Raw genomic sequence first — 25,212 nt, forward strand, 5'->3', positions numbered from 1 at the left:
CATGACGGTGCTGGCCGTGAGCACCTTACTGGTGCTGGCCGGCTGCTCCACCGACGAGCCCACCACCGGCGCATCGGGTTCGCCCTCCGCGGGCACCGGGTCGGGCACCGGGAAGCAGTCGAAGTTCTTCGTGCGGGCCGACTACGACAAGCAGCTCGCGCTCCTGGACTCCACGCCCACCGGACCGGCCGGCAAGCCCTGGGAGCAGGCGCTCGACCCGGCGATGGTGGAGACCGCGAAGTTCAAGAAGCCCGGACCGTACAAGATCTGCTTCTCCAACGCGGGGCTGAACAACCCCTGGCGCCAGGTCGGTTTCAAGACCATGCAGGCCGAGGTCGACACGCACCGCGGCCGGATCTCCGAGTTCGTCCACGTCGATGCCGAGGGCAAGGACCAGAAGCAGATCGCCGACATCAACGACCTGCTCGGCAAGGGCTGCCACGCGCTCATCGTCTCGCCGAACACCACCGCGACGCTCACCCCGGCCGTGGAGGCCGCCTGCGAGAAGGGCCTGCCGGTCATCGTCTTCGACCGCGGCGTCGACACGACCTGCCCGGTGACGTTCATCAACCCGATCGGCGGCTACGGATTCGGCCACGTCGCGGCGGAGTTCGTCACCCAGAGGATGAAGCGGGGTGGCAAGGTGCTCGCGCTGCGCATCCTGCCCGGCGTCGACGTGCTGGAGACCCGTTGGTCCGCGGCGAAGGTCGCCTTCGACAAGGCGGGCGTCGACGTCGTCGGCGTCGAGTTCACCGACGGCGACCCGGCCAGGACGAAGAAGATCGTCAACGACTACATCCAGCGGTACGGCACGATCGACGGCGTCTGGATGGACGCGGGGGCGGTCGCGGGCGCGGCGGTCGAGGCGTTCGAGGACGCCGGCAAGCCCGTGCCGCCGATCAACGGCGAGGACCAGCTCGACTTCCTGAAGCTGTGGAAGGACAAGAAGCTCACGGCGATCGCCCCGACCTACCCGACCTACCAGTGGCGCACCCCGATCATCGCCGCGCTGAAGATCCTCGACGGCGAGCAGGTGCCGAACCCGTGGAAGCTGCCACAGCCGACCATCACCCAGGACAACCTGGACGAGTACGTCGACCCCGCCATGCCGCCGCTGCACTACGCGATGTGCGGCTGCACCGACCTGCCCGGCTACCCCAAGCGCTGGAAGTAGCCCGGTGTACAGCATCGGTGTCAACCCGTGGGTCTGGGCCTCGCCGGTCGACGACGAGGCCTTGGCCGAACTGGTGCCGCGGATCGCCGCGTTCGGTTTCGACGCGGTCGAGCTGCCGATCGAGCGACCCGGCGACTGGGACCCGGCCCGCACCCGGGACCTGCTGGCGGCGTACGGCCTGCGCGCGGTCGGCGTCTGTGCGGTCACCTCGCCCGGACGTGACCTCGTGAACGCTCCGCCGGAGGACGTCGCCTCCACCGTGGCGTACCTGAAAACGTGTGTGGACAGTGCGGTGGCCGTCGGCGCGCCCTGTGTCGGCGGCCCGGTCTACGCCGCGGTGGGGCGGACCTGGCGCATGTCACCGCCTGAGCGTGCGGCCTGCTACGCGGACGTCCGCCGCGCCCTGCGGCCCGTGGCCGACCATGCGGGGGAGCGGGGCGTGAGCATCGGCGTGGAGGCCCTCAACCGCTATGAGACGAGCGTCGTCAACACGGTCGAGCAGGCGGTGGAGCTGATCGACGGCCTGCCCGCGAACGTCGGTCTCATGATCGACACCTATCACATGAACATCGAGGAGGCCGACCCCTACGAGGCGCTCGTCACGGCTGGTCCGCACCTCAAGCACGTCCAGGTCAGCGGCACCGACCGCGGCGCCCCGGGCGCCGACCACTTCGACTGGCCACGCTTCCTCGCCGGCCTGACCAAGACCGGCTACGGCGGCGCGGTGTGCATCGAGTCGTTCACCGCCCAGAACGAGGCCATCGCCACCGCGGCCTCGATCTGGCGGCCGCTCGCCCCGTCGCAGGACACCCTCGCCCGTGACGGGCTGTCCTACCTCCGAACTGTCCTGCGCGGACTGCAGGACGCTCCCGTGACCGGGTGACGGGGTGAGGTCGCTTGTGCCGTCCTCCCCTTCGGCCCGGGAACCCCCACAAGGAGAAAACGTGTTCACAACTCTCGCGATACCAAGGCGGCTTCTGACCGGAGTCGCCGCAGCCGGTCTGGCCGCGACCGCCGTGATGGCGTCCCCCGCGCCCGCGCCCGCGGCCGCGGCTCCCGTCACCGTGCATGTCTCGCCGTCCGGCACCGGCACGGACTGCTCCAGCGCGCAGCCGTGCTCACTGACCGCCGCACAGGCGATGGTGCGCTCGCTCAACGACGCCATGTCGGACGACATCGTCGTGCAGTTGGCCGACGGCGTGTACCGCCTGGCCCAGCCCCTGCGGCTGACGGCGGAGGACTCCGGCTCGAACGGCCACACGGTCGTGTGGCAGGCCGCCCCCTCCGCGCGTCCGGTGATCACCGGCGCCCGCGCGGTCACCGGCTGGACGGTGGCCGACGCCGGCAAGAACATCTGGAAGGCCGACATCCCCGCCGGCCTCGACACCCGCCAGCTCTACGTCGACGGCGTCGTCGCCACCCGGGCCCGCACGCAGGTCAACAGGGCGGACTTCACACCCTCCGGCACTGGAATGAGGTTCTCCAGCGGTGCGTTGAGCCACCTGAACAACCTGGCGAACCAGAGCCGGATCGAGGTGGAAGGCGTCAACTCCTTCACCGACCGGTACTCGCCGGTGCAGAGCATCAGCGGGAACTTCATCACGATGCAGCAGCCGGCGTGGAACAACAACAACTTCGGCTACGACACCCTCATGCGGCCACACCGGGCCGGCCCGTTCTACCTGTCCAACGCATACGAATTCCTGGACGCGCCCGGCGAGTGGTATCTCAACCCGACGACCAGATCCCTGTACTACATCCCCCTGGCCGGGCAGAACATGAGTACCGTCAGTGTGGAACTGCCGACGCTCCAGTCGCTGGTGAACCTCGGGGGCACGTACAGCGAGCCGGCGCACCACCTCACGTTCAGCGGGATCACCTTCACCGGTACGAGCTGGCTGGGCCCCAGCAGCAACCAGGGTTACGTGGACCAGCAGACCGGCGCGTACATCTCCGGCAACTGGAGCTGGCCGAGCTTCGACTCCTGCCACAACGGCTGCACGCAGTTCGAAGCCGCCCGGCCGCACTGGCAGCAGATGCCGGCCGCCGTGCAGATCTCGGCCGCCAACACCGTCACCTTCAGCGACTCCCGGTTCGTCAACCTGGGCCAGACGGCCATCGGTATCGGCAACGACGCAGGCGCGCACGCCAGCGGCGTCGGCCTGGGCGCCGCCGACATCACGGTGACCCGGTCGGAGATCGCCCGGAGCTCAGCCGGCGGCATCCTCGTGGGCGGCGTGCGCGCCGACGCCCACCACCCCGGCGACCAGCGCATGGTCAACAGGGACATCACCATCAGCAACAACCGCATCCACGACCTCGGGGCGGACTACCGGGGCATCGTCTCCGTCCTGACCACGTACGTCACGGGCAGCACCGTCGCCCAGAACGAGGTCTACAACATGCCGTACTCCGGCATGTCGATCGGGTACGGCTGGGGCGCCAACGACGCGGGCGGCAGCAACCACTATGCCAACCGCGGCCTGTACAACTACCAGCCGCGCTACACGACGCCGACCACCGCGTCCAACAACCGGATCATCGGCAACTACATCCACGACGTCATGCAGCAGATGAACGACGGTGGCTGCATCTACACGCTCGGATGGAACCCGAACGCGCAGATCAGCCGGAACCACTGCCTGCGGACCAACGGACACTTCGGGCTGTACTTCGACGAGGGCTCGAAGTACTACACGGCCACCAACAACGTCTTCTCGAGCACCGGTACGTGGGCGACGGCCAACTACTGGGGTGGCGAGAACATGGGGAACTGGACCGTCACCGACAACTGGTCGACCAACGGCAGCACGAACATCACCAACGGGGACCGCGGCAACGTGGTCTCCGGCAATGTCACGGTCACCAACGGCAACTGGCCTTCCGGTGCCCAGGACGTGATGGCGTCCGCCGGACCGCAGGGCACCACCCCACCGCCCACGGGTCAGCAGATCGTGGGCGCGCAGTCCGGCCGCTGCCTGACCGTCCCCGGCGCCGGCACCACCAACGGCACCCAGACCCAACTCCAGGACTGCACCGACGCAACCGGCCAGACCTGGACCTACACCGCCGGCAGACAACTGACCGTCCACGGCGACAAGTGCCTCGACGCCAGCGGACGCGGCACCACCAACGGCACCGCCGTCATCATCTGGGACTGCAACGGCCAGAACAACCAGCAGTGGAACGTCAACCCCGACGGCACCATCACCGGCGTCCAGTCCGGACTGTGCCTCGACGCCAACGCCGGCGGCACCGCGGGCGGCACCAGGATCATCCTCTGGTCCTGCAACGGCGGCACCAACCAGCAGTGGGCACTGCGATAGCGGCACGCGTCGGCCTCGCTCGCGGCAGGACCTGTCGGTCGCGAGCGGGGCTCGCCGCTAACGCCGCAGCCAGGTCGGCTCCCCCGGCCCGCTGCGGCGTACCACCCACGCCTCGGTGATGTGGGTGAACATCGCCTCGGCCGCACCCTTGGGGTCGTGCGCGGCGATCCGCTCGTAGATGCGCCGATGGCCGTGGTTGGACGCGACACAGAAGGCGCGGCCGGTTCGGCCCGTGTAACGGGCGGAGTTGATGACCTGCCGCTCCAGCGAACGGACCACGGCACGGCCGATGCGGTTCTCCGACGCCTGCATGACGATGTCGTGGAAGGCCCGGTCCTCTTCGTGGTACGAATCGGGGTCGTCGACGAGCTCGTCCATCCGCTCCACGAGTCTGCGCAGCCGGTCGATCACCTCGGCGTTCGCCAGGCGGGCGGCGACGTTGGCCATGTCGGACTCCAGCACGCGGCGGGTCGCGACGAGGTGGTCGAGGATGGCCAGGCTCTCGTCCTCGGCGATGGTCGCGCCGAGGACCAACTCGTCCAGCATGTTCCACATCGCCGGCGGGGTGACCATCGTGCCGGCGCCCTGGCGGACCTGCACCAGCCCCTTCTCCTGAAGGATCTTCACCGCCTCGCGGACCACGGTGCGGCTGACCGAGAAGGTCGCGCAGAGCACGGGCTCGGGGGGGAGCGGCGAACCGGACGGATGGACTCCACTGACGATCCGCTCCACCAGCTCAGCCGTGACGGCGGCGGCAAGGTTCGCCGGGCGCCGGCTCCAGGCGGGAGCATCGGAGGCCTCTGCGGATGACTGCGGTACTGCCGTCATGACACCCCCCGGGGGCCGTGCCGTACCACGGATGCTCGCCAACTATACGGCATCCCTGTTGACGTCATACGTCATACGAGTTACATACGTCATACGAGTTGCGTTCCTCCTCAACCTCAATTGCCGGACAGCCGGCCACCTCAGGAGAGCGGGGCAGCAATGAAGCAGCGAACACTGTGGTCGGCGATCCCGGTTGCCGGGCTCGTTGTCTTATCCGGCTGCGGAAGCGCCGCCGACCCGGATGCGGCGTCCGGTGGTTCGAAGGGCAAGCTCGTCGTCTGGGACTGGAAGTCCGGCGACGCCGCAGCGTCCACCTACGTCAAGAAGGCCAAGGCCGACTTCGCCGAGCAACACCCCGGCGTGACGGTCGAGTTCGTCGCGCAGCCGTTCGAGCAGTACTACACCCTGCTCGGGGCCGCCATCCAAGCCGGCAAGGGGCCGGACGTCATGCTCTTCAACGGCGGCGGACAGATCCGGGACCGCGCGGACTCCCTTCTGCCGTTGGACGAGTACGTGCGTGACGACAGGAAGCGGCTGGCCGGGTGGGAGGCCTTCACCAAGGACAACAAGACCTACGCCGCTCCGGTGACCTTGCAAGGTCACCCGATCTACTACAACAAGTCGCTCTACCGGAAGGCAGGGCTGGACCCGGATCAGCCGGCCACCAGCTGGGACGAGTTCGTCGCCAACTGCCGGACCATCAACGAGGCGACCGGTGCCAGATGCTTCGCGCAGGGCAACAAGGAAGGCATCGGTATCCAGTTCTTCCTGTCCGGGCTCGGCTCGGGCGTCCTGTCGCCCACGGAGTACGACGACTGGATCGCCGGCGAACGAGACTGGTCCTCACCGGCGGTCAAGCGGGTCTTCTCGCTCTGGAAAGAGGCCGACGCCAAGGGCCTGAACAACGACGGGGCGAACTCGACGGCGATGTTCAACGACGCGTTCGCGGTGTTCCAGTCCGACAAGGCCGCCCACGTCATCGGGTTGATGTCGGACATCGGGCACTGGAAGGACTTCGCCGAATTCCTCGGCCCCGACGATGTCGGCGTCATGAAGTCGCCGATCGTCACGGCCGGCGCCACGCCGAGCCTTCCCTACGACGGAGGCATCGGCTATGCCGTCGCGAAGCGGACCAAGGACCCCGAGGCCGCCGCCGACCTGGTGCGCTCCCTGACCTCGACCGACGCACTGAAGTCGTTCCACGCCGACGCGGGCGCCATCGCGGCCGACCGCACCGTGGACGTCTCGAGCGCCGGCCCGGCGGTCGCCACCATCGTGTCCGAGATCGCCCGTGGCAAGCCCGCCCTGCACGTGGCCCTGCCGTCCAGGACCGTAGACCTGATGGGGCGGCTGTCTCAGCAACTGCTGAGCGGATCGGTCACGGTCGACGCGGCGGTCGAGCAGCTGGCGGCGTCCGACCAGGCGGGCTGAGGCCATGTCACCCATGGGTTCACCGGCCCGCGCTGCTCAAGCAGAGCGGCCCGGCGGGGCACGAACAGGCGAGGCGGTGGGTGACCGCGGCCCTGCGCCGACATCTCCGCGAGTCCGCAGCGGCCGGCGCGCCGAACGCCTCGCCCCCTACGTCCTGGTCGCTCCCGCCGTCCTGATCATCGTGCTGCTCCGGCTCTGGCCACTGGGACTCGGCGTCAACTTCTCCTTCACCGGTGACGGCGAACACAACGGCGCCACGGTGGGGCTCGGCAACTACGCCGAGCTCATCGACGACCCGCTGTTCCGCACCGCGCTGGGCAACGTCGGACTGCTGGTGCTGCTGCTGCCGGTCGCGGTCGCCATCCCCGGACTGCTCGCCACCTTCATCTACCTGCGGGTGCCGGGACACCAGGTCTTCCGGAGCGTGTACTTCTTCCCGGCCGTGCTCTCACCGGTGATCGTCGGCGCGATCTTCAACCTGCTCCTGGCCTTCGACGGACCGCTGAACGCCGTGCTCGGCGGCTCGGGGCTCGGCCCGGTGGACTGGCTCGGCGATCCCGACGTAGCCATGTTCACCGTCGTCGGCGTGCACATCTGGGCGACGTCAGGGATGGCGCTGGTGGTGTTCCTGGCCGGGTTCTCGACCCTGGACCCCGCGCTCCTGGACGCCGCCCGGGTCGACGGCGCCTCGCTCGCGCGGACGATCTGGCACGTCGTCATCCCGGGTCTGTCCCGCACCATCCAGTTCGTCGTCGTCACCACGATGATCGGGATGCTGACCTCGATGTTCGGGCTGCTCTACGTCATGACCAGTGGTGGCCCGGAAGGGTCGACCTACCTGCCGGAGTACTACATCTGGGTCCAGCAGGGGCAGATGAGCCGCCCGGCGCTCGCGTCGGCCGCGTCCACCCTCCTCTTCCTCATCATGCTGGTCGTGGGCCTGCTGCAGGTCGGCCTGCTGCGCCGGGCGGGGAGGGAGGACTGATGTCCCGCCTGGGACCGAGCAGATGGCTGATCGCCGTGCCGATGGCGCTCCTCGCCCTGGCGACGATCTACCCGCTGCTGTTCACCGCCAACGTCGCGATGAAGACCCGCCGGGAGTACATCCTCGACCGGTTCTCCCTGGCAGGCACTCTGAGGTGGGACAACCTCGGCACGGCGTGGAACAGCGACGGCATGGGGCGGTACTTCCTCAACTCCGTGATCGTGGTGACCTGCGCCGTGGCGCTGTTGCTGCTCTTCGGGTCCATGGCCGGGTTCGCGCTGGCCCAGGTGCGGTTCCGTGGCTCGTCCGCGCTGACTCTGGTCTGCCTCGCGGCACTGTTCATCCCCTTCCAGGTGATCATGGTGCCGCTGGCCAGGATCATGGCCGACGGCGGTCTCATCGACACCTATCCGGGGCTGGCCCTCGCCTACGTCGCGCAGTTCCTGCCGTTCACCGTCTTCCTGATGACGAGCTACTACCGAGCGGTGCCCGCCGAACTCGTCGACGCCGCACGGATCGACGGCAACACCCTGTACGGCGTCTACCGGCGGATCATGTTGCCGATGGGTGCCCCGGCACTGCTGTCGGTGGGCATCCTCGACGCGCTGTTCTGCTGGAACGACGTGCTCATCTCGCTGCTGATGATGCCGTCGGCCGACCATCGCACCCTGATGGTGGGCGTCACCGCACTGCGCGGCCAGTACTCCGCCGACATCCCCACCTTCGCAGCCGGCGTCCTGATCGCCGGGCTCCCCGTGTTGGTGACCTACCTGTTCCTGCAGCGCCAGATCGCCGACGGCGTGACGGCCGGCGCGACGAAGGGATGACGCATGCGCATCACCGGGTACAGAACCCTGACGACGGCACAGCGATGGGGCCGACCTGTCGGCGACGCCAACGGCGTCTACACCGACGGCGTCGTGCCCGTTCCGGTCGTCGTCGTCGAGACCGACGAGGGGATCACCGGAGTCGGCCTGGGACCGCACGTGGAAGCCGAGGCGATCTTCGCCGCCATCGACGGCCGGGACCCGCGCGCGGTGACCGCTCTCTACGACCGCATGCTGCGGCACACCTTCAAAGCCGGGCATGCCGGCGTGGTGTTCGGCACGATCGGCGCGTTCGACACGGCGTTGTGGGACATCAAGGCACAGGCCGTGGGCGAGCCGCTGTGGCGGTTGCTCGGCGGCAACGACCGCATGGTCCACGCCTACGCCTCCGGCCTGGACATCGGCCTCACCGACGACGAACTCGTCGCCACCTACCAGGCCTATGCCGAACGCGGTCTGAGGGCGGCGAAGCTCAAGGGCGGCCTGGACATCGAGCGCGATCGGCACCGACTGTCGCTCGTACGCGAGGTACTGACCGAGGCCGCGCACGGGGCCCGGCCGGGGCTCATGCTGGACGCGAACGAGTCCTGGAGCCGCAAGCAGGCGGTACGCCACGTCGGTGAACTGGAACGCACACTCGACCTGACCTGGATCGAGGAGCCGGTCCGGCGCTGGGACGCCGACGGCCTGGCCACCGTCAGCCGTGGCGTACGGACGGCGGTCGCCAGCGGGGAGAACCTCACCGGCCTCGAGCAGTTCCGCCCGCTGATCGCGGTGGGAGGCGTCGACATCGTCCAGACGGCCGCGGTCTGGGGAGTCACCCACTTCCTGCGTGTCGCCGCGCTGGCGCACGCCTACGACCTGCCGGTCAGCCCGATCGGCAACACGCCTGTCGCGCTGCTGCACGCCGCGACCTCGGTGCCCAACCACCTCGTCAGCGAACTGCAGGGCCTGCAGCCGCCGCTCGGCGTCGCGATGGACCTGCACGTCGAGGACGGCGCCTTCGTGCTCGGCGACACACCAGGACTGGGCATCCAGATCGACGAGACGGTGATGACCGGGGCCCGTCAGCGAACGGCACACGCACCCGACGGACCGCACATACGGCCGGAGCAGGCCGGCCGACGGCTGCTCGCGGTCACCCCCGGACCATGCCCATCCACCGCGGAAGGGACGTTCGACACCATGAGGCTGGAGGACCGATGAAAGCGGCTGTCCACCGCCGGGCCCGCGCCCTCGACGCCGACGCCGTCGCACCGGGCCGCATCGCCACCGACGACACCGAGGTGTCACGCGCGGACCCCCAGCGCGACCGGGCGATCCTCGGCCGGATCCCGGCCGGTCGCTGGAGACCCGCCGACGATCTCGCCGGGGCCACGGTGTTCCTCGCCTCCCCGGCGTCGGACCATGTCGACGGCGTCGCTCTTGCCGTTGACGGCGGACGGCTGGGGCGATTATGAGCCGCCGAGCATTACCAGCCGGTCACGCCCGCGTCGATCGTGCGTGCGAACCCGAGGGTGGCGACATGCGCGGCACCTGGGCGGCCCTGCCCGCGGCACCATGTACGGACCCGTGATGCGAGCCGGCCGAGTCGACGAGACGAGCCTGGTCGTCGCCGCACAGGCCGGCGATCCACGAGCGCTCGACGAACTGGCCGCGACGTACCTGCCGCTGGTGTACGCGATCGTGCGCAGGGCACTGGGTGAGCTTGCGGACGTCGACGACGTGGTGCAGGAGACGATGCTGCGGGCACTTCCCGAGCTGCGCACGTTGCGCGACCCGGAGTGCTTCCGGCCCTGGCTGGCCACGATCGCCACACGACAGATCAGCACCCATCTGCACCGGCGGCGGACGGACGCCGAACGGACGGCCCCCCTCGACGAGATGACCGACCCGCCGGACGCCGACGCCGACGCCGAGAACCTCGCTCTGATCCACGTCGAGCTGTCCGGTCATCGCCGAAAGACCGTACGCGCCAGTCGATGGCTCGACCCGGGCGCCCGGGCGCTGCTGTCGCTGTGGTGGCTGGAGACCGCGGGCCGACTGACGAGGGCGGAGCTCGCGGCGGCGCTGGGAACGAGCGTGGCTCACGCGGGTGTGCGCGTCCAGCGGATGCGCAACCAGCTGGAGCTGAGCCGGTCACTCGTCGCCGCGCTGGAAGCCAGCCCCCGGTGCCCACAGCTGACCGCCGCGCTGGAGGGCTGGGACGGCGTACCGAGCACGCTGTGGCGTAAGCGCATCACCCGGCACACCCGATCCTGTGCGGACTGCGGCCTGGCCGCCGACGAACTGGTACCCCTCGAGCGGCTGATCGTCGCCTTGGCGCTGCTCCCCGTCCCGCTGGCACGGCAGGCCACGGTGCTCGACAAACCCGCGCGCGCCGGGGCGACCGAGAATGCCGTCGTGAGGGGAGCCGAGTCGGCACCCAGGTCATCGCGTTCGGCGACGGCGCCGTGCTTTTCGACGCTACGGCGACTGCGACTGTTCAAGCCGATCGCCGATAACGAAAACCGCCGCGATATACACGCGTCCTTCACTCAAATTCGCCGCCTGGAAACGTTATGAGAGGAGGCCGTCAATAGTCCCGCTTCTCCGGTTGGTTGTACGACGACTCAGGCCTATATGTATCGACGATTTCCTCTTGAATAGGCCATGGCAATCTGTCAATCTTCTAGTCGTTCGACGCGTGACGTTCCCCATTCATGACCTGTGAAAGCGGAATCCGAAATCGATCTACGGATTGCGAGTCGCGGTTTCCGTACCAGGGCATGGACCCCGACGCCGGCGGCGGAGATCCGGGCGAAGCCGGGGAGCGAGGCTTTCCAGGCGCCACGGCAGCGGCATGACGCTGACATGCTCGCTGCGCGAGCGATCTGGGAGGGGGCCGGCGCGGAGAGGGCAAGCTCCGCGCCGGCTCGGCCGGCTGCCGGCAGGCGTCAACAGATCCCGCACAGCGCATACGTGACCACACCGCCGACCGGGAAGACACGACCATGCCCCACGCTTATCGCCGACGCTACCTCGCCCGGGCGCTCGCCTGCGTCCTGACCGCGCTCGGCGCGCTCGCGGTCGTCGAACCCCAGAGCGCCTCGCCGGCCGCCGCCGACACCGCCCAGTTCCGTGGTGTCAACTGGGCCCGGCTCGGTGACAACTTCCACGGTGGCCCGCTGGTCCTGCACGGATTGAGCGGTTCCGACAGCTACCAGACGGTCGTGGCGAAGGCCAACGCCGTCTACACCGGCTTCGAGAACAACCTCGGGGCCAACACCGTCCGGCTCCCGATCAACACCTACACAGTAGGGACGAGTTGGTGGAGCGCGTACACAGGCGCGATAGACGCGGCCACCGCGAAGGGATTCAAGGTCGTCCTCTCCTACTGGGAGGACGGGGTGGCCGCCCGCGGCGGTCGCATCGTCGACCCGAGCGCCTTCGACACCATGTGGAACACCGTGCTCGCCCGGTACGGCACCAACAGCCTCGTCCACTTCGAGCCGATGAACGAACCGGCGGGGCACAGCGCCGGTGAGTGGGCGAACCTGGTGAGCAACTGGATCAGCGGCCACCCGTCGATTCCGCGGAACCGTATCTTCGTCAGCGGCGCCGGCCTGAACACCGACATCAAGTCCATGTGCGCCGACCGCCGCCTCGACGGGACGTTCCTGTCGCTGCACCACTACACGTTCTTCAGTGGTGCGAAGACCTACGACCAGTGGGTGGCGTACCTGCGGAACGCGATCGGCTCCTGCGCCGACCGCACTGTCGTCGACGAGTTCGGCGCGCCGATGGACACCGGGCTCAACTACCACGACACCGGCAGCACGGACAACTTCGTGCGCTACTTCCGGGCCACCACCACGGTGCTCCGGGAACTGCGGATCGGCTCCGTCTACTGGCCCGGGCTGGGCGGAAAGATACGCGCCGGCCAGGGTGACGACTGGTATGCCATGCAGAAACTGCATGGCACCGGTACCGACCTCACGCTCAGCACCCCCAGCGCCAGCGGTCGCGAGCGCCTCCGGTACGGCTGGGGCCTGGACGGCGACGCCCCGGCCCCGACCAGCCTGCTGCGCAACGTCGGCACCGGGCGCTGTCTGGACATCCCCGGCGGGACCGCGGCGAACACCCAAGTCCAGGTGGACACCTGCGCCGACACGGTCGGCCGGCAGTGGACCTTGACGCCCGGCGGACAGGTCACCGCACTGGGGGGCCAGAAGTGCCTGGACGCGTACGGCAGCGGGACGACGAACGGCACCGTGGTCGGCACGTGGGCGTGCAACGGCGGCGACAACCAGAGGTGGACGGTGGGCACTGACGGCACCATCCGCGGCATTCACTCCGGCCTCTGCCTCGACGTGAACACCACCACCTTCAAGGTGCAGTTGTGGGCGTGCTGGGGCGGCGACAACCAGAGATGGCAGATCCAGAACACTGACGCGCGACGCGACGCCCGACTCGGCGGACACGGTGGACGGTGACCGCCGACCGCGGCGCGCTCCGCGTGGAGATCAACGGACCGTTCCCAGTCGAATGGGAGGACGCCGGCAGGGACCGGCTGATCCGAGCGCCCGAGGCTCCGGCGTTCGTCCGGAAGTCGGCGCCCGACGCGCCGGCCGCCCCGCGTACGGCCGTCGCCTTCCCCCCGGCGGTTTGTCATCACCCAAGTCAATGACCTGCTCCAGTCCGTGAAGGGAGTACGACATGTCCGAGGTGACACGCAGACGGTTCCTCGCCGCCGGGGCGGCGGCCGGAGCAGGGATCGTGCCGGGTGGGTGGACGGCCGTCGCCAGGTCCGGCACGGCCGCGCCGCCGGAGGTTCTGGCCGCCGACGACCTCGCCCTGTGGTACGACAAGCCGGCCGGCGCGGACTGGCTGCGGGCACTGCCGATCGGCAACGGACGCCTCGGCGCGATGGTGTTCGGCAACGTCGACACCGAACGGCTGCAGCTCAACGAGGACACCGTCTGGGCCGGCGGCCCGTACGACTCCGCCAACACCCGCGGTGCGGCCAACATCGCGGAGATCCGGCGGCGGGTCTTCGCGGATCAGTGGGGACCGGCGCAGGACCTGATCAATCAGGCGATGCTGGGCAGCCCGGCCGGGCAGCTGGCCTACCAGCCGGTCGGAAACCTTCGGCTCTCCTTCGGCAGCGCCACCGGTGCGTCGCAGCACAACCGGACGCTCGACCTCACCACCGCCACGGCCACCACGACCTACGTGCTGAACGGCGTGCGGTACCAGCGTGAGGTTTTCGCCAGCGCACCCGACCAGCTGATCGTGACCCGGCTGACGGCCGACCGCGCCAACTCCCTGACCTTCACCGCCACCTTCGACAGCCCACAACGCACCACGGTGTCCAGCCCGGACGGGGCCACGATCGCCCTCGACGGCACCTCCGGCACCATGGAAGGCATCACCGGGCGGGTCCGATTCCTCGCCCTGGCCCACGCCACCGTGACAGGCGGCACGGTCAGCAGCTCGGGCGGCACCCTGCGGGTCTCCGGCGCCACCAGCGTGACGGTGCTGGTGTCGATCGGCTCCAGCTACGTCGACTTCCGCAACGTCGGCGGCGACTACCAGGGGATCGCGCGGCGCCACCTCGACGCCGCCCGCAACGTCGGCGTCGACGAACTGCGCCGCCGGCATCTCGCCGACTACCAGGGGTTGTTCAACCGGGTGTCGATCGATCTGGGCCGTACGACGGCGGCCGACCAGCCGACCGACGTACGGATCGCGCAGCACGGGCAGGTGAACGACCCGCAGTTCTCCGCCCTGTTGTTCCAGTTCGGCCGGTACCTGCTCATCTCGTCCTCGCGGCCGGGCACCCAGCCGGCGAACCTGCAGGGCATCTGGAACGACCAGATGGCTCCGTCCTGGGACTCGAAGTTCACCATCAACGCCAACCTGCCGATGAACTACTGGCCCGCCGATACGACGAACCTGTCCGAGTGCTTCCGCCCGGTCTTCGACATGATCGACGACCTGACGGTGACCGGCGCCCGGGTGGCCCAGGCGCAGTACGGCGCCGGCGGCTGGGTGACGCATCACAACACCGACGCGTGGCGGGGGGCCTCGGTCGTCGACGGAGCGCAGTGGGGGATGTGGCAGACCGGTGGCGCGTGGCTGGCCACCCTGATCTGGGACCACTACCTGTTCACCGGTGACATCGACTTCCTCCGCTCGAACTACCCGGCCCTGAAGGGCGCCGCCCAGTTCTTCCTCGACACCCTCGTCGCCCACCCGACGCTCGGACACCTGGTCACCAACCCGTCGAACTCTCCGGAGCTCCCTCACCACGCGAACGCCACCGTCTGCGCCGGGCCCACCATGGACAACCAGATCCTGCGCGACCTCTTCAACAGCGTCGCCCGCGCCGGCGAAGTCCTCGGCGTGGACGCCGCCTTCCGCGCTCAGGCACTGGCGGCCCGGGACCGGCTGGCGCCGACGCGGGTCGGCTCCAGGGGCAATGTCCAGGAGTGGCTGGCCGACTGGGTGGAGACCGAGCGGACTCACCGGCACGTGTCCCACCTGTACGGTCTGCATCCGAGCAACCAGATCACCAAGCGCGGGACACCCCAGTTGCACGAGGCCGCGCGGCGGACGCTGGAGCTGCGCGGTGACGACGGGACGGGATGGTCGCTCGCGTGGAAGATCAACTTCTGGGCCCGGTTGGAGGACGGCGCCCGGGCCCACAAGCTGATCCGGGACCTGGTGCGGACGGACCGGCTCGCGCCCAACATGTTCGACCTGCACCCGCCGTTCCAGATCGACGGCAACTTCGGCGCCACCTCGGGCATCGCGGAGATGCTGGTGCAGAGCCACAACGGCGAACTGCACGTGCTGCCGGCGCTGCCGGCCGCCTGGCCCACCGGGCGCGTGAGCGGACTGCGCGGCCGCGGCGGACACACCGTCGGCGCCGAGTGGAGCAGCGACCGGATCGAGTGCGTCGTCACACCCGACCGAACCGGTGCCGTCCGGGTGCGCAGCCGGATCTTCGCCGGTGACTTCACGCTGCGGGACGAATCGAGCGGCGATCCCGTCCAGCCGAAGCGGCTCGAGACCGATCTCATCGAGTTCGCCGGCCAGGCCGGCCACACCTACCGCGCGTCCGCACGCAGGTCGGGGCCGGTGGAGACCGGCGTGGCCTATCGGCTGGTGGCCCAGCACAGCGGCAAGGCCGCCGACATCAGCGGTGCGTCCACGGCCGCCGGTGCGCGGCTGATCCAGTGGCAGATCACCGCCGGTCTCAACCAGCACTTCGAGTTCCTGCCCTCCGACGGCGGGCACCACAAGATCCGGGTTGGGCACAGTGGTCTGTTCCTGCAAGCCGCCGGTAGCGGCAGCGGCGCCGACATCACCCAGCAGCCGGACACCGACACCACCGGCCAGCAGTGGCGGACAGTCGACCACGGCGGTGGTGTGGTCAGTCTGGTCAACCGGCAGAGCGGCCTCGCCCTGGACGTGTGGGAGGGCTCCACCGCCGACGGAGCCCGCATCTCCCAGTGGGCAGCCACGGGCAGCGCCAACCAGCGGTTCCGACTCGACCGCGTCCAGCCCCAGGGCCTACGGCGGCAGGACCGACCTGCCAGAGCCATGTCACCGAGCAGCGAGGGAGCCGCATGATGCCGATCCACCGATTGTTCTCCTGGCGAACCGTGTTGGCGGCGTTACTCGTTCTCGCCATGGCCGACGTGGCGCGAGCCGCCGCGGCCGACGCGTCACCCACCGCACGGTCCACCCTCGCGGGGACCGCCGGATGCGGACGCACCCCCACGCTGACGAACGGCACGCACACCATTCAGAGCGGCGGCAAGAGCCGCTCCTTCATCCTCAGCATCCCGGAGAACTACGACAACACCCGCCAATATCGACTGGTCTTCGGATTCCACTGGTTGGGTGGCACCGCCGGGCAGGTCGCCGGCGGCGGAAGCGACGGCGATGTCTATGCCCACTACGGACTCCGGCGACTGGCGAACAACAGTGCGATCTTCGTAGCTCCGCAGGGCCTCAACAACGGCTGGGGCAACTCCGGCGGCGAGGACGTGACCTTCGTCGACGACATGATCAGGCGTATCGACAACGACCTCTGTGTCGACACCACGCAGCGCTTCGCCCTCGGCTTCAGCTACGGCGGAGCCATGAGCTACGCACTCGCATGTGCCAGGCCCAACGTCTTCCGTGCGGTCGCCGCGATAGCCGCGCCCGGGGGGATCAGCGGGTGCAGCGGAGGCACCCAGCCCTTCGCGTACATGGGAATCCATGGCATCAACGACAACATCGGCGCCGGTCGCGGGATGCGGGACAGGTTCGTCAGGAACAACGGCTGCACTCCCCAGAACCCGCCGGAGCCCGCGTCGGGCAGCCGCACCCACATCACCACCGCCTACTCGGGCTGCCGCGAGGGGTATCCGGTCGTCTGGGCCGCGTTCGACGGAGGCCACCAGCAAGGCCCCGTGGACGGGTGCGCGGGCTGCGAGAGCGGCGCCAGGAGCTGGGTCAAGCAAGAGGTCTGGAGCTTCTTCACGGGTGCCGACCCGAACCCGAATCCCCCGGACCCGACCACATTCCGGCTGCGGAGCCAGTCCGCCGACCGATGCCTGGACGTCAGCGGTGCCGACTCGTCCAACGGTGCCCAGATGGTCATCTGGGACTGCCACACCGGCACCAACCAGCAGTTCACCCAGACCGGACAGACCCTGCGGGTGCTGGGCAGATGCCTGGACGTGCCGAGCAACGCCGCCTCCGGCACCCGAGCGCGGATCTGGGACTGCACCGGCGGTGCGAACCAGCAATGGAATGTGAACACCGACGGAACCGTCAGCAACGTCCAGACCGGACTCTGCCTGGACGTCAACGGCGGCAGCACCGCCAACGGCGCTGCGGTGATCGTGTGGAGCTGCCACACCGGAGTCAACCAACGCTGGGCCCGAGCGTAAGCAGAGGTGTGAAGGCGGCCGCAGTAGTCGCGGCCGCCTCCACCTCCAGACGGCCCAGCCCTTCGGAAGTCCGTCTCGCCCTGACCGCACGCGATCTTCCGCAACCTCGGCAGTCACCCGGACCGGCGTCCGCCTCCACGCCTCAGCGCCGGTCGGCAGGTGCATGTCACCTTCGGGTGTGGACGACGCGTCGCCGGATGCACCAGGCGCGTTGCTCTCCGTCTCCCAAGCCGCGGCAGCCTCCCGCCCATAGCGAGCGTCTGGGTGTTTGTGCAGGTCAGGGCCATGATTGGGTCGCTCAGGTCAGTAAATGGTCAGCATCAGGTGCTCAAGCGTCCCGTCATGCCGACCTGGTGACCGCCGCGGCAGCGGCCCGGGCGCAGACGCCGGGCTCCCGCTCGGAAGGTTCACTTCCTGGCTCGTCGGCTCGCTCGCGGTATGGGGTCGTTCTTCAAGGACTGAGGCTGTGCCAGGCCGAGCCGGTGCCAGCAGCCTGTCGGAGTGGAGGCGGGACCGCTCGCAGTGAGCGGCACCCCGCACCACGCTCCGGCGCCGCTCCGCCCTCTCTTACCGGCACCCCGTTGGTCCGATACGCCCGAGTCGGTGCGCCGCTGGGCCCCTCTTCGCCCAGCGCCGTGCAACGACGCCGAGACCCGGCCTGGTGACTCATAGGGACCGATGGGGCCGGTCGGCTCCGCACCGGGGACCTGCGGTACCTGCACCCGTGGCTTCCTCCGCCACCACCCTGGCATCGCAACCCCGACACAGGAGGTGGACAGCATGTCCCGCAATGTCACCGTGGGCCTCGACGGCTCAGCAGAGAGCCGCGCGGCTGCCGAGTGGGCGGCCCGGGAGGCGAAGCTGCGCGGCCTGCCGCTGCGGCTGGTGCACGTCTGGGAACCCGTCCCGGAGCCTTTGGCGCAGGCGCAGGCCCCGCTGCTCGGCGCCGAGAAGCTGCGGCACTGGGGCGAACGGATTCCGCGCGAGACGGCAGAGGGCCTGCGTCGGCGCCACCCCGGCGTGCAGGTGGAGATCGAGCCGATCCCCGGCAGGCCGATGGACGCGTTGCCCAAGGCGGCGAAGGACACCGAACTCCTCGTCCTCGGCTCGCGTGGGCTGAGCGGGATCGGCGGGTTCCTCGTCGGGTCGGTGGGCGCGGCTGTGATCGCGCACACCGACACCCCCGTCGTCCTGGTGCGGGCCGGGGAACAGGCCGCCGACGAGCACGAGATGGACCCCGCCGGCATCCCGTCCGCCGCCACCCCGTATCGGCCCGTCGTGCTCGGCCTCGACCCCGCACACCCCGACGACACGGTGATCGCCTTCGCCTTCGAGGCGGCAGCCCGCCGCGACACCGCCCTGCGGGTCGTGCACGGCTGGAACCTCCCGCCCTACGTGGCCTACGGTCTGCTCGCCGACGCCGAGCTCGACTCCGCACTCGGCCGGCAGGAGGCCGCCGCCCTCGCCGCGGTGCTGCGGCCCTGGCGGTGCAAGTACCCGGACGTCGAGGTCTTCGAGGAGACCCCCTCCGGCAAGCCCTGCCCACCACGTCGTCGACGCCTCCCGGAACGCTTCCCTGGTGGTCGTCGGCCGCCGGGTCCGCCGCAGCCCGTTCGGCGTCCACATCGGTCCCGTCACACACGCGGTACTGCACCACGCCGCCGCCCCCGTGGCCGTCGTCGCGCACGACTGACCACGCTCTCGGAAGGAGTGGAGACCATGAACCCGCAGACGAGCGAGCCCTCGGCGGGCCCCTGGTCGTAGGCGCCGACGGTTTCGAGCCGAGCCTGCGCGCTGCCGACCGGGCCGCCGACGAGGCCGTCCTGCGCGGGGCGCCACTGCGGGTGGTGCACGCCTGCCTGTGGTGGCGGTACGAGGGCGCCGCGCTCACCCGGGACATCGGCAAACCGACCGAACTGCCCCTGCCTCAGGACGTGGTGGGCGCCGCTGCCGAGCGTGTCCGCGCTCGGCACCCCGGGTCTGTGGGTCATAGCGGACGTCGTGTTCGAGGAGCCGGAGCACGGGTACGTCGCCGCCGCGAAGGAGTGCCGGTCGGCCCTGGCCGTGGCGCCATCAGGCCCATGCGGACGGGGCGCGGCCGGGGGAGTGTGGCGGGTGAGCGTACTGGCGTACTGGATGTGGGAGGCACGATGAGCGGTGTGGTGGTAGCCGGTGTGGACGGGTCGGCGTCGAGTCTCGCGGCGGTCGAGGCCGCGGCGCGGGAGGCGCGGTCGCGCGGGGCGGGGCTGCGGGTGGTGCACGCGTTCATCTGGCCCGCGCTGCACGTGCCCCTGGGCCCGCCACCGTCGGGTCCGGCCGAGGGCGGACTCCGGAACCTGGCCGACCGTGTGGTGGCCGAGGCGGTCGAGCGGGCGCGCGCCGCGGCGCCTGAGGTCGAGGTCAGCCATGCCGTGGTGACGGGTGAGCCGCTGACGGTGCTGGAGGCGCAGTCGCGTGCGGCCGAGCTGGTGGTGGTCGGGTCCCGCGGCATGGGCGGGTTCGTCGGGCTGCTGGTCGGGTCGACGGCCGTCCATCTGGCGGCACACGGCCGGTGTCCGGTGCTGGTCGTGCGTGAGCAGCCGAGAACGGAGGGCCCGATCGTGCTGGGCGTCGACGGCTCGGCGGCGGGCGGGCCGGCGGTGGACTTCGCGTTCGCCGAGGCCGAGCTGCGCAAGGCGCCGTTGGTGGCGCTGCACGCCTGGACCACGTGGAACGCGCCGATGCCCGCACCGCAGGATGTGTCGATGCCGTACGCGAACCCGCCGGGCGCCCTCGTCGGGGAGGAGGAGCGCCTGCTGTCCGAGGCGCTGGCCGGACGCCGGGAGCGGCACCCGGGTGTCGTGGTGGAGCACCGGGTCGTGCACGGCGGGACGCGGGAGGCGTTGATCGAGGCGAGCCGGTCCGCCCAGCTGGTGGTGACCGGTGCCCGCGGGCGGGGCGGCTTCGCCGGGCTGCTGCTCGGCTCGGTCAGTCAGGCCCTGCTGCACCACGCCCACTGCCCGGTCGCGGTGGTGCGGGGAGCGGAGGCGCGGCACTGACCTCGTGCGGTGGGCGGCCCCCTGCCCTGTCCCGCGCCGCGGGACAGGGCAGGGGGCCGTCTGCCTGGTGGACGCGAAGCGGGTGAGGAGCGGGCCGCAGACGCCGAGGAGCATCACGTAGGTGGTGACCGGCGCCGCCAGGCGGCCCTGCCCGGGGGCGGCCAGGCCGATGATGACGACGGAGAACTCGCCGCGGGCGATGAGCGCGGTTCCGGCGCGGAGCCTGCCGCGGCGGCCGGCGCCCTCGCGGCGGGCCGCGTACCAGCCGGAGGTGACCTTGGTGGCGGCCGTGACCACGGCCAGCGCCGCGGCAGCGGGCAGCGTCGGCAGCAGGTCGCCCGGGGCGACGGACAGGCCGAGGGCGAGGAAGAACACCGCGGCGAACAGGTCGCGCAGTGGGCTGAGCACGGTCCGGGCCCGGTCGGCGGCGGTCCCGGTCAGGGCGAGGCCGATCAGGCCGGGGTGTCCGACAGGGCCGAGTGGCCCCTGGGCACGGACTGACGGCCCCTGGGCGTACCGGCTCGCCGCGCCGAGGCTGGGAACCGAGGGCCCGCGCGTCGGCGACGGGCCGGATGGGAGTATCCAGTGAGTGACCGTGACACGGTGAGTGATCCGGTGATCGTGGGCGTGGACGGTTCCGCCTCCAGCATCGACGCGGTCGAGGTCGCGGCCCGTGAGGCGCATCTGCGCGGGGTGGGGCTGCGGATCGTGCACGCCTTCGGCCAGGTGCCCGGACGCCGGCCGGCCGGTGCGCCACCGTGGGACCCCGCCGGCCACGGCCTGCAGCCGATGGTGCGGGGTGCACTGGCCCACGCCGAGGAGCGGGCGCACGCGCTCGCGCCGGACATCGAGATCACCCGGTCGGTGGTGGCCGGGGCAGCGCTTGAGGTGCTGGAGATCGAGTCACGGTCGGCGTCGCTGGCGGTGGTCGGCAGCCGGGGCCTGGGCAGCTTCTCCGGGCTGCTGCTGGGCTCGACGGCGGTACATCTGGCCGCCCACGGCCGGTGCCCGCTGATGGTGGTGCGGGGCCGCCCCGATCCGGCCGGTGCGGTGATCCTGGCCGTGGACGGCTCCGAAGCCGGCGAGGCGGCGGTGGGGTTCGCGTTCGCCGAAGCGGCGCTGCGCAAGGCGCCGCTGGTCGCTCTCCATGTGTGGAACACCTTCAGCGAGCGTGCCTACGAAGGCCCCGGTGACCCCCTCACCGCAGTGGTGGCGGACATCGACCGTATTCGCGAGGCCGAGCAGCAACTGCTGGACGAGACGGTGGCCTCCTGGCGGAAGGTCCATCCCGAGGTCGTGGTCGAGCGGCGCCTGGTGCGTTCCCGTATCCGCCCCGCCCTGATCGATGCCAGTCGCGGCGCCCAACTGGTGGTGACCGGCGCCCGGGGCCGGGGCGGCTTCGCCGGGCTGCTGCTCGGCTCCGTCAGCCAGGCCCTGCTGCACCACGCCCACTGCCCCGTCACCATCGTCCGCGGCAAGGAGTGACCGTGCCTGAGCAGCAGTCCACGGCCGGGAAAGACACCCGGCCCGAGCGGCAGCCCACGGCCGGGAGCCACACCCTGTCCGAGCAGACCCCGGCCGCACATCATGCCCTGCCGGTACGGACGCCCCCGCAGGCGGACGCCTACCGGCGCGACGCCGCCGAAGTGGCGGGCTTACTGGCGGTGGTCCCGGCCAGGGGCCTGAGCACGGCGGACGCCGAGCAGCGGGCCGCCGCCTGGGGCACCAACGTACTGGCCGAGCCGGTGCGCCGGCCGCAGTGGCTGCGCCTGCTGGACCAGTTCCGCAGCTGGCTGATCGGCATCCTGCTCGCCGCAGCCGTCGTCGCCGGAATCATCGGTGAGATCAAGGACGCCCTCGTCATCACGGTCGTCCTGCTCATCAACGCCGCTATCGGCTACCTGCAGGAACGCCGTGCCGAGCGCAGTCTGGAGGCGCTGCGCCAGATGCTGGTCCCCACCGCGCGCGTGCGCCGGGACAGCCAGGTGAAGGTGATCCAGGCCGATGCCCTGGTCCCCGGCGACATCGTCCTTCTGGAAGCGGGTGACCGTGTCCCGGCCGACGGTCGCCTGGTGGTCGCCGAGTCGGTCGAGGCCGCCGAGGCCGCGCTGACCGGCGAGTCCCAGCCCGTCGCCAAGACGACCGCGCCCACCGAGTCCGACGGCGCCGAGCCCGTACCCGTTGCCGAGCGCACCGGCATGCTCTTCATGAACACCGCGCTGGCCCGCGGCCGAGCCGAGATGATCGTCACGGCCACAGGCATGCGCACCGAGGTCGGCGCGATCGCCGAGGCACTGCGCACCGGAGCGGAACCACCCAGCCCGCTGCAGGTCCAGATGGACAGCCTGGGTCGGCGTCTGGCCCTGGTCAGCGGCATCGCTGTGGCCGCCTACACGCTCGTGGCCCTCCTGCGCGGCGAGGAGCTCGCCGACCTCGCGCTGCGCGCGGTGGCCCTGGCCGTCGCCGCGATTCCCGAGGGTCTGCCGGCCGTTCTCGCACTCACCCTGGCCCTGGGCGTCCACCGCATGGCCCGCCGCGGCGCCATCGTCAAGCGCCTGGCCTCCGTCGAGGCACTCGGCTCGGCGACCGTGGTGTGCAGCGACAAGACCGGCACCCTGACCCTGAACCAGATGACCACCCGAGCCCTGTGGGCCGCCGGGCGCGCGTATGAGGTGACCGGGGAGGGCTACGAGACCGTCGGCGCCGTCCGCCTCACCGACGAGCGGCACGGCCGGGACCCGCACGATGCGGCCCTGCCTGACGCGGCCACCCGCGATATGAGGCAGCATGACGCGCCCGTGTATGACGCGGCTCCGCCTGCCCTGCGCGACGCGGTGCTGCCGTTCGCGTTGTGCAACGACGCCCGGATCACCCCGGACGGCGTCATCGGGGACCCCACCGAGGCCGCCTTGGCCGTACTCGCCGCCAAGGCCGGTCTCGATGCCGGACTCCGCGACCGCACGCCACGCACCGGTGAGATCCCCTTCGACTCGGACGCCAAGTACATGGCCACCTTCCACACCGACGCGGACGGCCGCGTCCGCGTCCACGCCAAGGGGGCCGTCGACGCCCTGCTGGACCGCTGCACCCACGTCCTGACCGCTCAGGGCCGCGTCCCCCTCGATGCCGAGCGCCGCCGCGAGGTCACCCACGTTGCCCGGGGAATGGGTGGTCAGGGCCTGCGGGTCCTCGGGGCGGCCACCGCCACCACCGACCGGCCGAACCCCCAGGAGGTGACGGGACTGACCCTGACCGCGATCGCGGGAATAGCCGACCCTCCGCGTCCTCAGGCCCGCGACGCCGTCGCCCTGGCCCAGGCCGCCGGAGTCACCGTCAAGATGATCACCGGTGACCATGCGGACACCGCCGCCGCCATCGCCCGCGAAATCGGCATCACCGGTGACGTCGTCACCGGCACCGAACTGGTCCGGATGAACGAGCGGGAGCTCGCGGACCGTATCGAGGACATCGGTGTCTTCGCCCGCGTCGCCCCCGAACACAAGGTGACCGTCGTCCGCGCGCTCTCCGCGAAGGGCCACATCGTGGCCATGACCGGAGACGGCGTCAACGACGCCGCCGCCCTGCGCGCGGCCCACATCGGCGTCGCGATGGGCATCACCGGCACCGACGTGGCCAAAGAGGCCGCCGACATGGTCCTGACCGACGACGACTTCTCCACCATCGTCCGCGCGGTGCGCGAGGGCCGCTCGATCTACGACAACATCGTCACTTTCGTCCGCTTCCAGCTGTCCACCAACATCGGCGCCATCCTCACCCTGCTCGCCACCGTGCTCGCCGGCCTGCCCGCGCCCATGTCCGCGATCCAGCTGCTGTGGGTCAACATCATCATGGACGGGCCGCCCGCCATGGCTCTGGGCATCGACCCTCCGCGGGACAACGTGATGAGGCGTCCGCCCCACCCGCCCGGCGAACGTATTCTGAACGCCCGCCGCCTGACCGCCATCACCCGCTCCGGCGCGGTCATGGCCGCAGGCACCCTGGCCGTCTTCGCCGGCGCCCGCCACCTCACCGACCCCGCGACCGCCGCCACCATGGCCTTCACCACGTTCGTGCTCTTCCAGCTGTGCAACGCCCTGACCGCGCGCGGCGAGGACGGCCCCGTCCTCGGCCGCCACCAACTGCGCAACCGCACCCTGTGGATCTGCCTGGCCGCCGTCCTGATCCTCCAGGTCGTCGCCGTGCAAGTGCCCATGGCCCAGGGAGTCTTCGACACCGTGTCGCTCAGCCCCGCCCAGTGGGCGATCTGCCTCGGCACCGCCTCCACCGTGCTGCTGACCGAGCACGCCTGGCGCGTCGGCCGGCAGCACGGCCGCTCCGCGGACGCACCCCGCAGAGCGTCTCGTGGTCGCGGGTCAAGACGGCGGTGGAGCATCAGCCGACCGTAGGTCCGCACATTCTGGGAGGACCGGGCGAAGCCCCGGGTCGACGGGGTGGGTTGACCCGCCCGACTTGTCGTCAGGCAAGTCGGTGTCCGGTCAGCACGGAATCGCAGGCTGGAAGCCTGCTCGTCAGAGCGAAGCGATGTTCCTCACAGTCACCGACTCCGACGCGTGCCCGTGTAGAGTGAAAACCGCCTTTGACCTGCACAAAGCAGGCAGGGAGCCGTCTTTCAGGAGTCCAAAATGCTGCGTACGATGTTCAAGTCGAAG

Annotated in this window: 17 protein-coding genes and 3 pseudogenes; 18 read left to right on the top strand and 2 right to left on the bottom strand. The window is 70.4% G+C overall.

Annotation, left to right across the window (positions count from 1 at the left end):
- Nucleotide 1: 1 nt before the first annotated feature.
- From E4N62_RS39435 to E4N62_RS39445, 3 genes are all read left to right on the top strand, one after another.
- Entirely contained in the window at nucleotides 2-1,174 is a 1,173-nt protein-coding gene (locus E4N62_RS39435) for a substrate-binding domain-containing protein (RefSeq protein WP_230222880.1), read from the top strand.
- A 4-nt stretch (nucleotides 1,175-1,178) separates the two neighbouring features.
- A complete protein-coding gene (locus E4N62_RS39440; protein WP_230222421.1) occupies nucleotides 1,179-2,057 on the top strand; it encodes a sugar phosphate isomerase/epimerase in 879 nt (292 codons plus the stop codon).
- 136 nt (nucleotides 2,058-2,193) lie between these two features.
- Complete coding sequence (locus E4N62_RS39445; protein ID WP_230222882.1) at nucleotides 2,194-4,500, top strand: ricin-type beta-trefoil lectin domain protein; 2,307 nt, start codon at nucleotides 2,194-2,196, stop codon at nucleotides 4,498-4,500.
- Nucleotides 4,501-4,557: 57 nt separating this feature from the next.
- Here E4N62_RS39445 and E4N62_RS39450 read toward each other — a convergent pair whose 3' ends face one another.
- Entirely contained in the window at nucleotides 4,558-5,328 is a 771-nt protein-coding gene (locus tag E4N62_RS39450; protein ID WP_230222423.1) for a FadR/GntR family transcriptional regulator, read from the bottom strand.
- Nucleotides 5,329-5,487: 159 nt separating this feature from the next.
- Between E4N62_RS39450 and E4N62_RS39455 the strand changes: the two genes are divergently transcribed.
- The 13 genes and pseudogenes from E4N62_RS39455 to E4N62_RS39510 all read left to right on the top strand — a co-directional run bounded on the left by E4N62_RS39455 (nucleotide 5,488) and on the right by E4N62_RS39510 (nucleotide 20,542).
- Nucleotides 5,488-6,759 carry an ABC transporter substrate-binding protein gene (locus E4N62_RS39455; RefSeq protein WP_230222425.1) on the top strand — a complete coding sequence of 424 codons (1,272 nt, stop codon included), beginning with the start codon at nucleotides 5,488-5,490 and terminating at the stop codon, nucleotides 6,757-6,759.
- 184 nt (nucleotides 6,760-6,943) lie between these two features.
- Nucleotides 6,944-7,744, top strand: coding sequence for a sugar ABC transporter permease (locus tag E4N62_RS39460; RefSeq protein ID WP_308186131.1), 801 nt, complete (start codon nucleotides 6,944-6,946; stop codon nucleotides 7,742-7,744).
- Nucleotides 7,744-8,571 carry a carbohydrate ABC transporter permease gene (locus E4N62_RS39465; RefSeq protein ID WP_230222429.1) on the top strand — a complete coding sequence of 276 codons (828 nt, stop codon included), beginning with the start codon at nucleotides 7,744-7,746 and terminating at the stop codon, nucleotides 8,569-8,571. The genes E4N62_RS39460 and E4N62_RS39465 overlap by 1 nt, the downstream gene beginning before the upstream one ends.
- A 3-nt stretch (nucleotides 8,572-8,574) precedes the next feature.
- Entirely contained in the window at nucleotides 8,575-9,777 is a 1,203-nt protein-coding gene (locus E4N62_RS39470) for a mandelate racemase/muconate lactonizing enzyme family protein (RefSeq protein ID WP_230222431.1), read from the top strand.
- On the top strand, nucleotides 9,774-10,031 hold the full coding sequence (locus tag E4N62_RS39475) for an SDR family oxidoreductase (RefSeq protein WP_230222433.1): 258 nt from the start codon (nucleotides 9,774-9,776) through the stop codon (nucleotides 10,029-10,031). Before E4N62_RS39470 ends, E4N62_RS39475 begins: the two co-directional genes overlap by 4 nt.
- 115 nt (nucleotides 10,032-10,146) lie before the next feature.
- Nucleotides 10,147-11,136: an RNA polymerase sigma factor gene (locus E4N62_RS39480; protein WP_230222435.1), complete on the top strand. Its 990-nt coding sequence runs from the start codon at nucleotides 10,147-10,149 to the stop codon at nucleotides 11,134-11,136.
- A gap of 428 nt (nucleotides 11,137-11,564) precedes the next feature.
- Nucleotides 11,565-13,046 (top strand): ricin-type beta-trefoil lectin domain protein, encoded by a 1,482-nt coding sequence (locus E4N62_RS39485; protein ID WP_230222438.1) that lies wholly within the window; start codon nucleotides 11,565-11,567, stop codon nucleotides 13,044-13,046.
- Between the two features lie 223 nt (nucleotides 13,047-13,269).
- Complete coding sequence (locus tag E4N62_RS39490; RefSeq protein WP_230222440.1) at nucleotides 13,270-16,191, top strand: glycoside hydrolase N-terminal domain-containing protein; 2,922 nt, start codon at nucleotides 13,270-13,272, stop codon at nucleotides 16,189-16,191.
- The gene (locus E4N62_RS39495) at nucleotides 16,188-17,504 is read left to right on the top strand and encodes a ricin-type beta-trefoil lectin domain protein (protein ID WP_230222443.1); all 1,317 of its coding nucleotides are present in this window, start codon (nucleotides 16,188-16,190) and stop codon (nucleotides 17,502-17,504) included. The genes E4N62_RS39490 and E4N62_RS39495 overlap by 4 nt, the downstream gene beginning before the upstream one ends.
- A gap of 780 nt (nucleotides 17,505-18,284) precedes the next feature.
- Nucleotides 18,285-19,197 (top strand): annotated as a pseudogene (locus E4N62_RS39500) (universal stress protein).
- A gap of 94 nt (nucleotides 19,198-19,291) precedes the next feature.
- Nucleotides 19,292-19,396 (top strand): annotated as a pseudogene (locus E4N62_RS49875) (universal stress protein); the annotation flags it as partial.
- Between the two features lie 64 nt (nucleotides 19,397-19,460).
- Nucleotides 19,461-19,658: a hypothetical protein gene (locus E4N62_RS39505; protein ID WP_230222444.1), complete on the top strand. Its 198-nt coding sequence runs from the start codon at nucleotides 19,461-19,463 to the stop codon at nucleotides 19,656-19,658.
- Nucleotides 19,655-20,542: a universal stress protein gene (locus tag E4N62_RS39510; RefSeq protein WP_230222447.1), complete on the top strand. Its 888-nt coding sequence runs from the start codon at nucleotides 19,655-19,657 to the stop codon at nucleotides 20,540-20,542. The genes E4N62_RS39505 and E4N62_RS39510 overlap by 4 nt, the downstream gene beginning before the upstream one ends.
- A 210-nt stretch (nucleotides 20,543-20,752) precedes the next feature.
- Here E4N62_RS39510 and E4N62_RS48990 read toward each other — a convergent pair.
- Nucleotides 20,753-21,226, bottom strand: a pseudogene (locus tag E4N62_RS48990) (hypothetical protein); the annotation flags it as partial.
- On the opposite strand from E4N62_RS48990, the gene E4N62_RS39520 reads away from it, so the two are divergent.
- Nucleotides 21,158-22,027: a universal stress protein gene (locus E4N62_RS39520; RefSeq protein ID WP_230222885.1), complete on the top strand. Its 870-nt coding sequence runs from the start codon at nucleotides 21,158-21,160 to the stop codon at nucleotides 22,025-22,027. The pseudogene E4N62_RS48990 and the gene E4N62_RS39520 sit on opposite strands and share 69 nt — an antisense overlap.
- Before the next feature lie 2 nt (nucleotides 22,028-22,029).
- On the top strand, nucleotides 22,030-24,948 hold the full coding sequence (locus E4N62_RS39525; protein WP_230222449.1) for a cation-translocating P-type ATPase: 2,919 nt from the start codon (nucleotides 22,030-22,032) through the stop codon (nucleotides 24,946-24,948).
- Nucleotides 24,949-25,212 lie beyond the last annotated feature (264 nt).

Source organism: Streptomyces sp. MNU76 (assembly GCF_020982545.1).
Classification (GTDB): domain Bacteria; phylum Actinomycetota; class Actinomycetes; order Streptomycetales; family Streptomycetaceae; genus Streptomyces.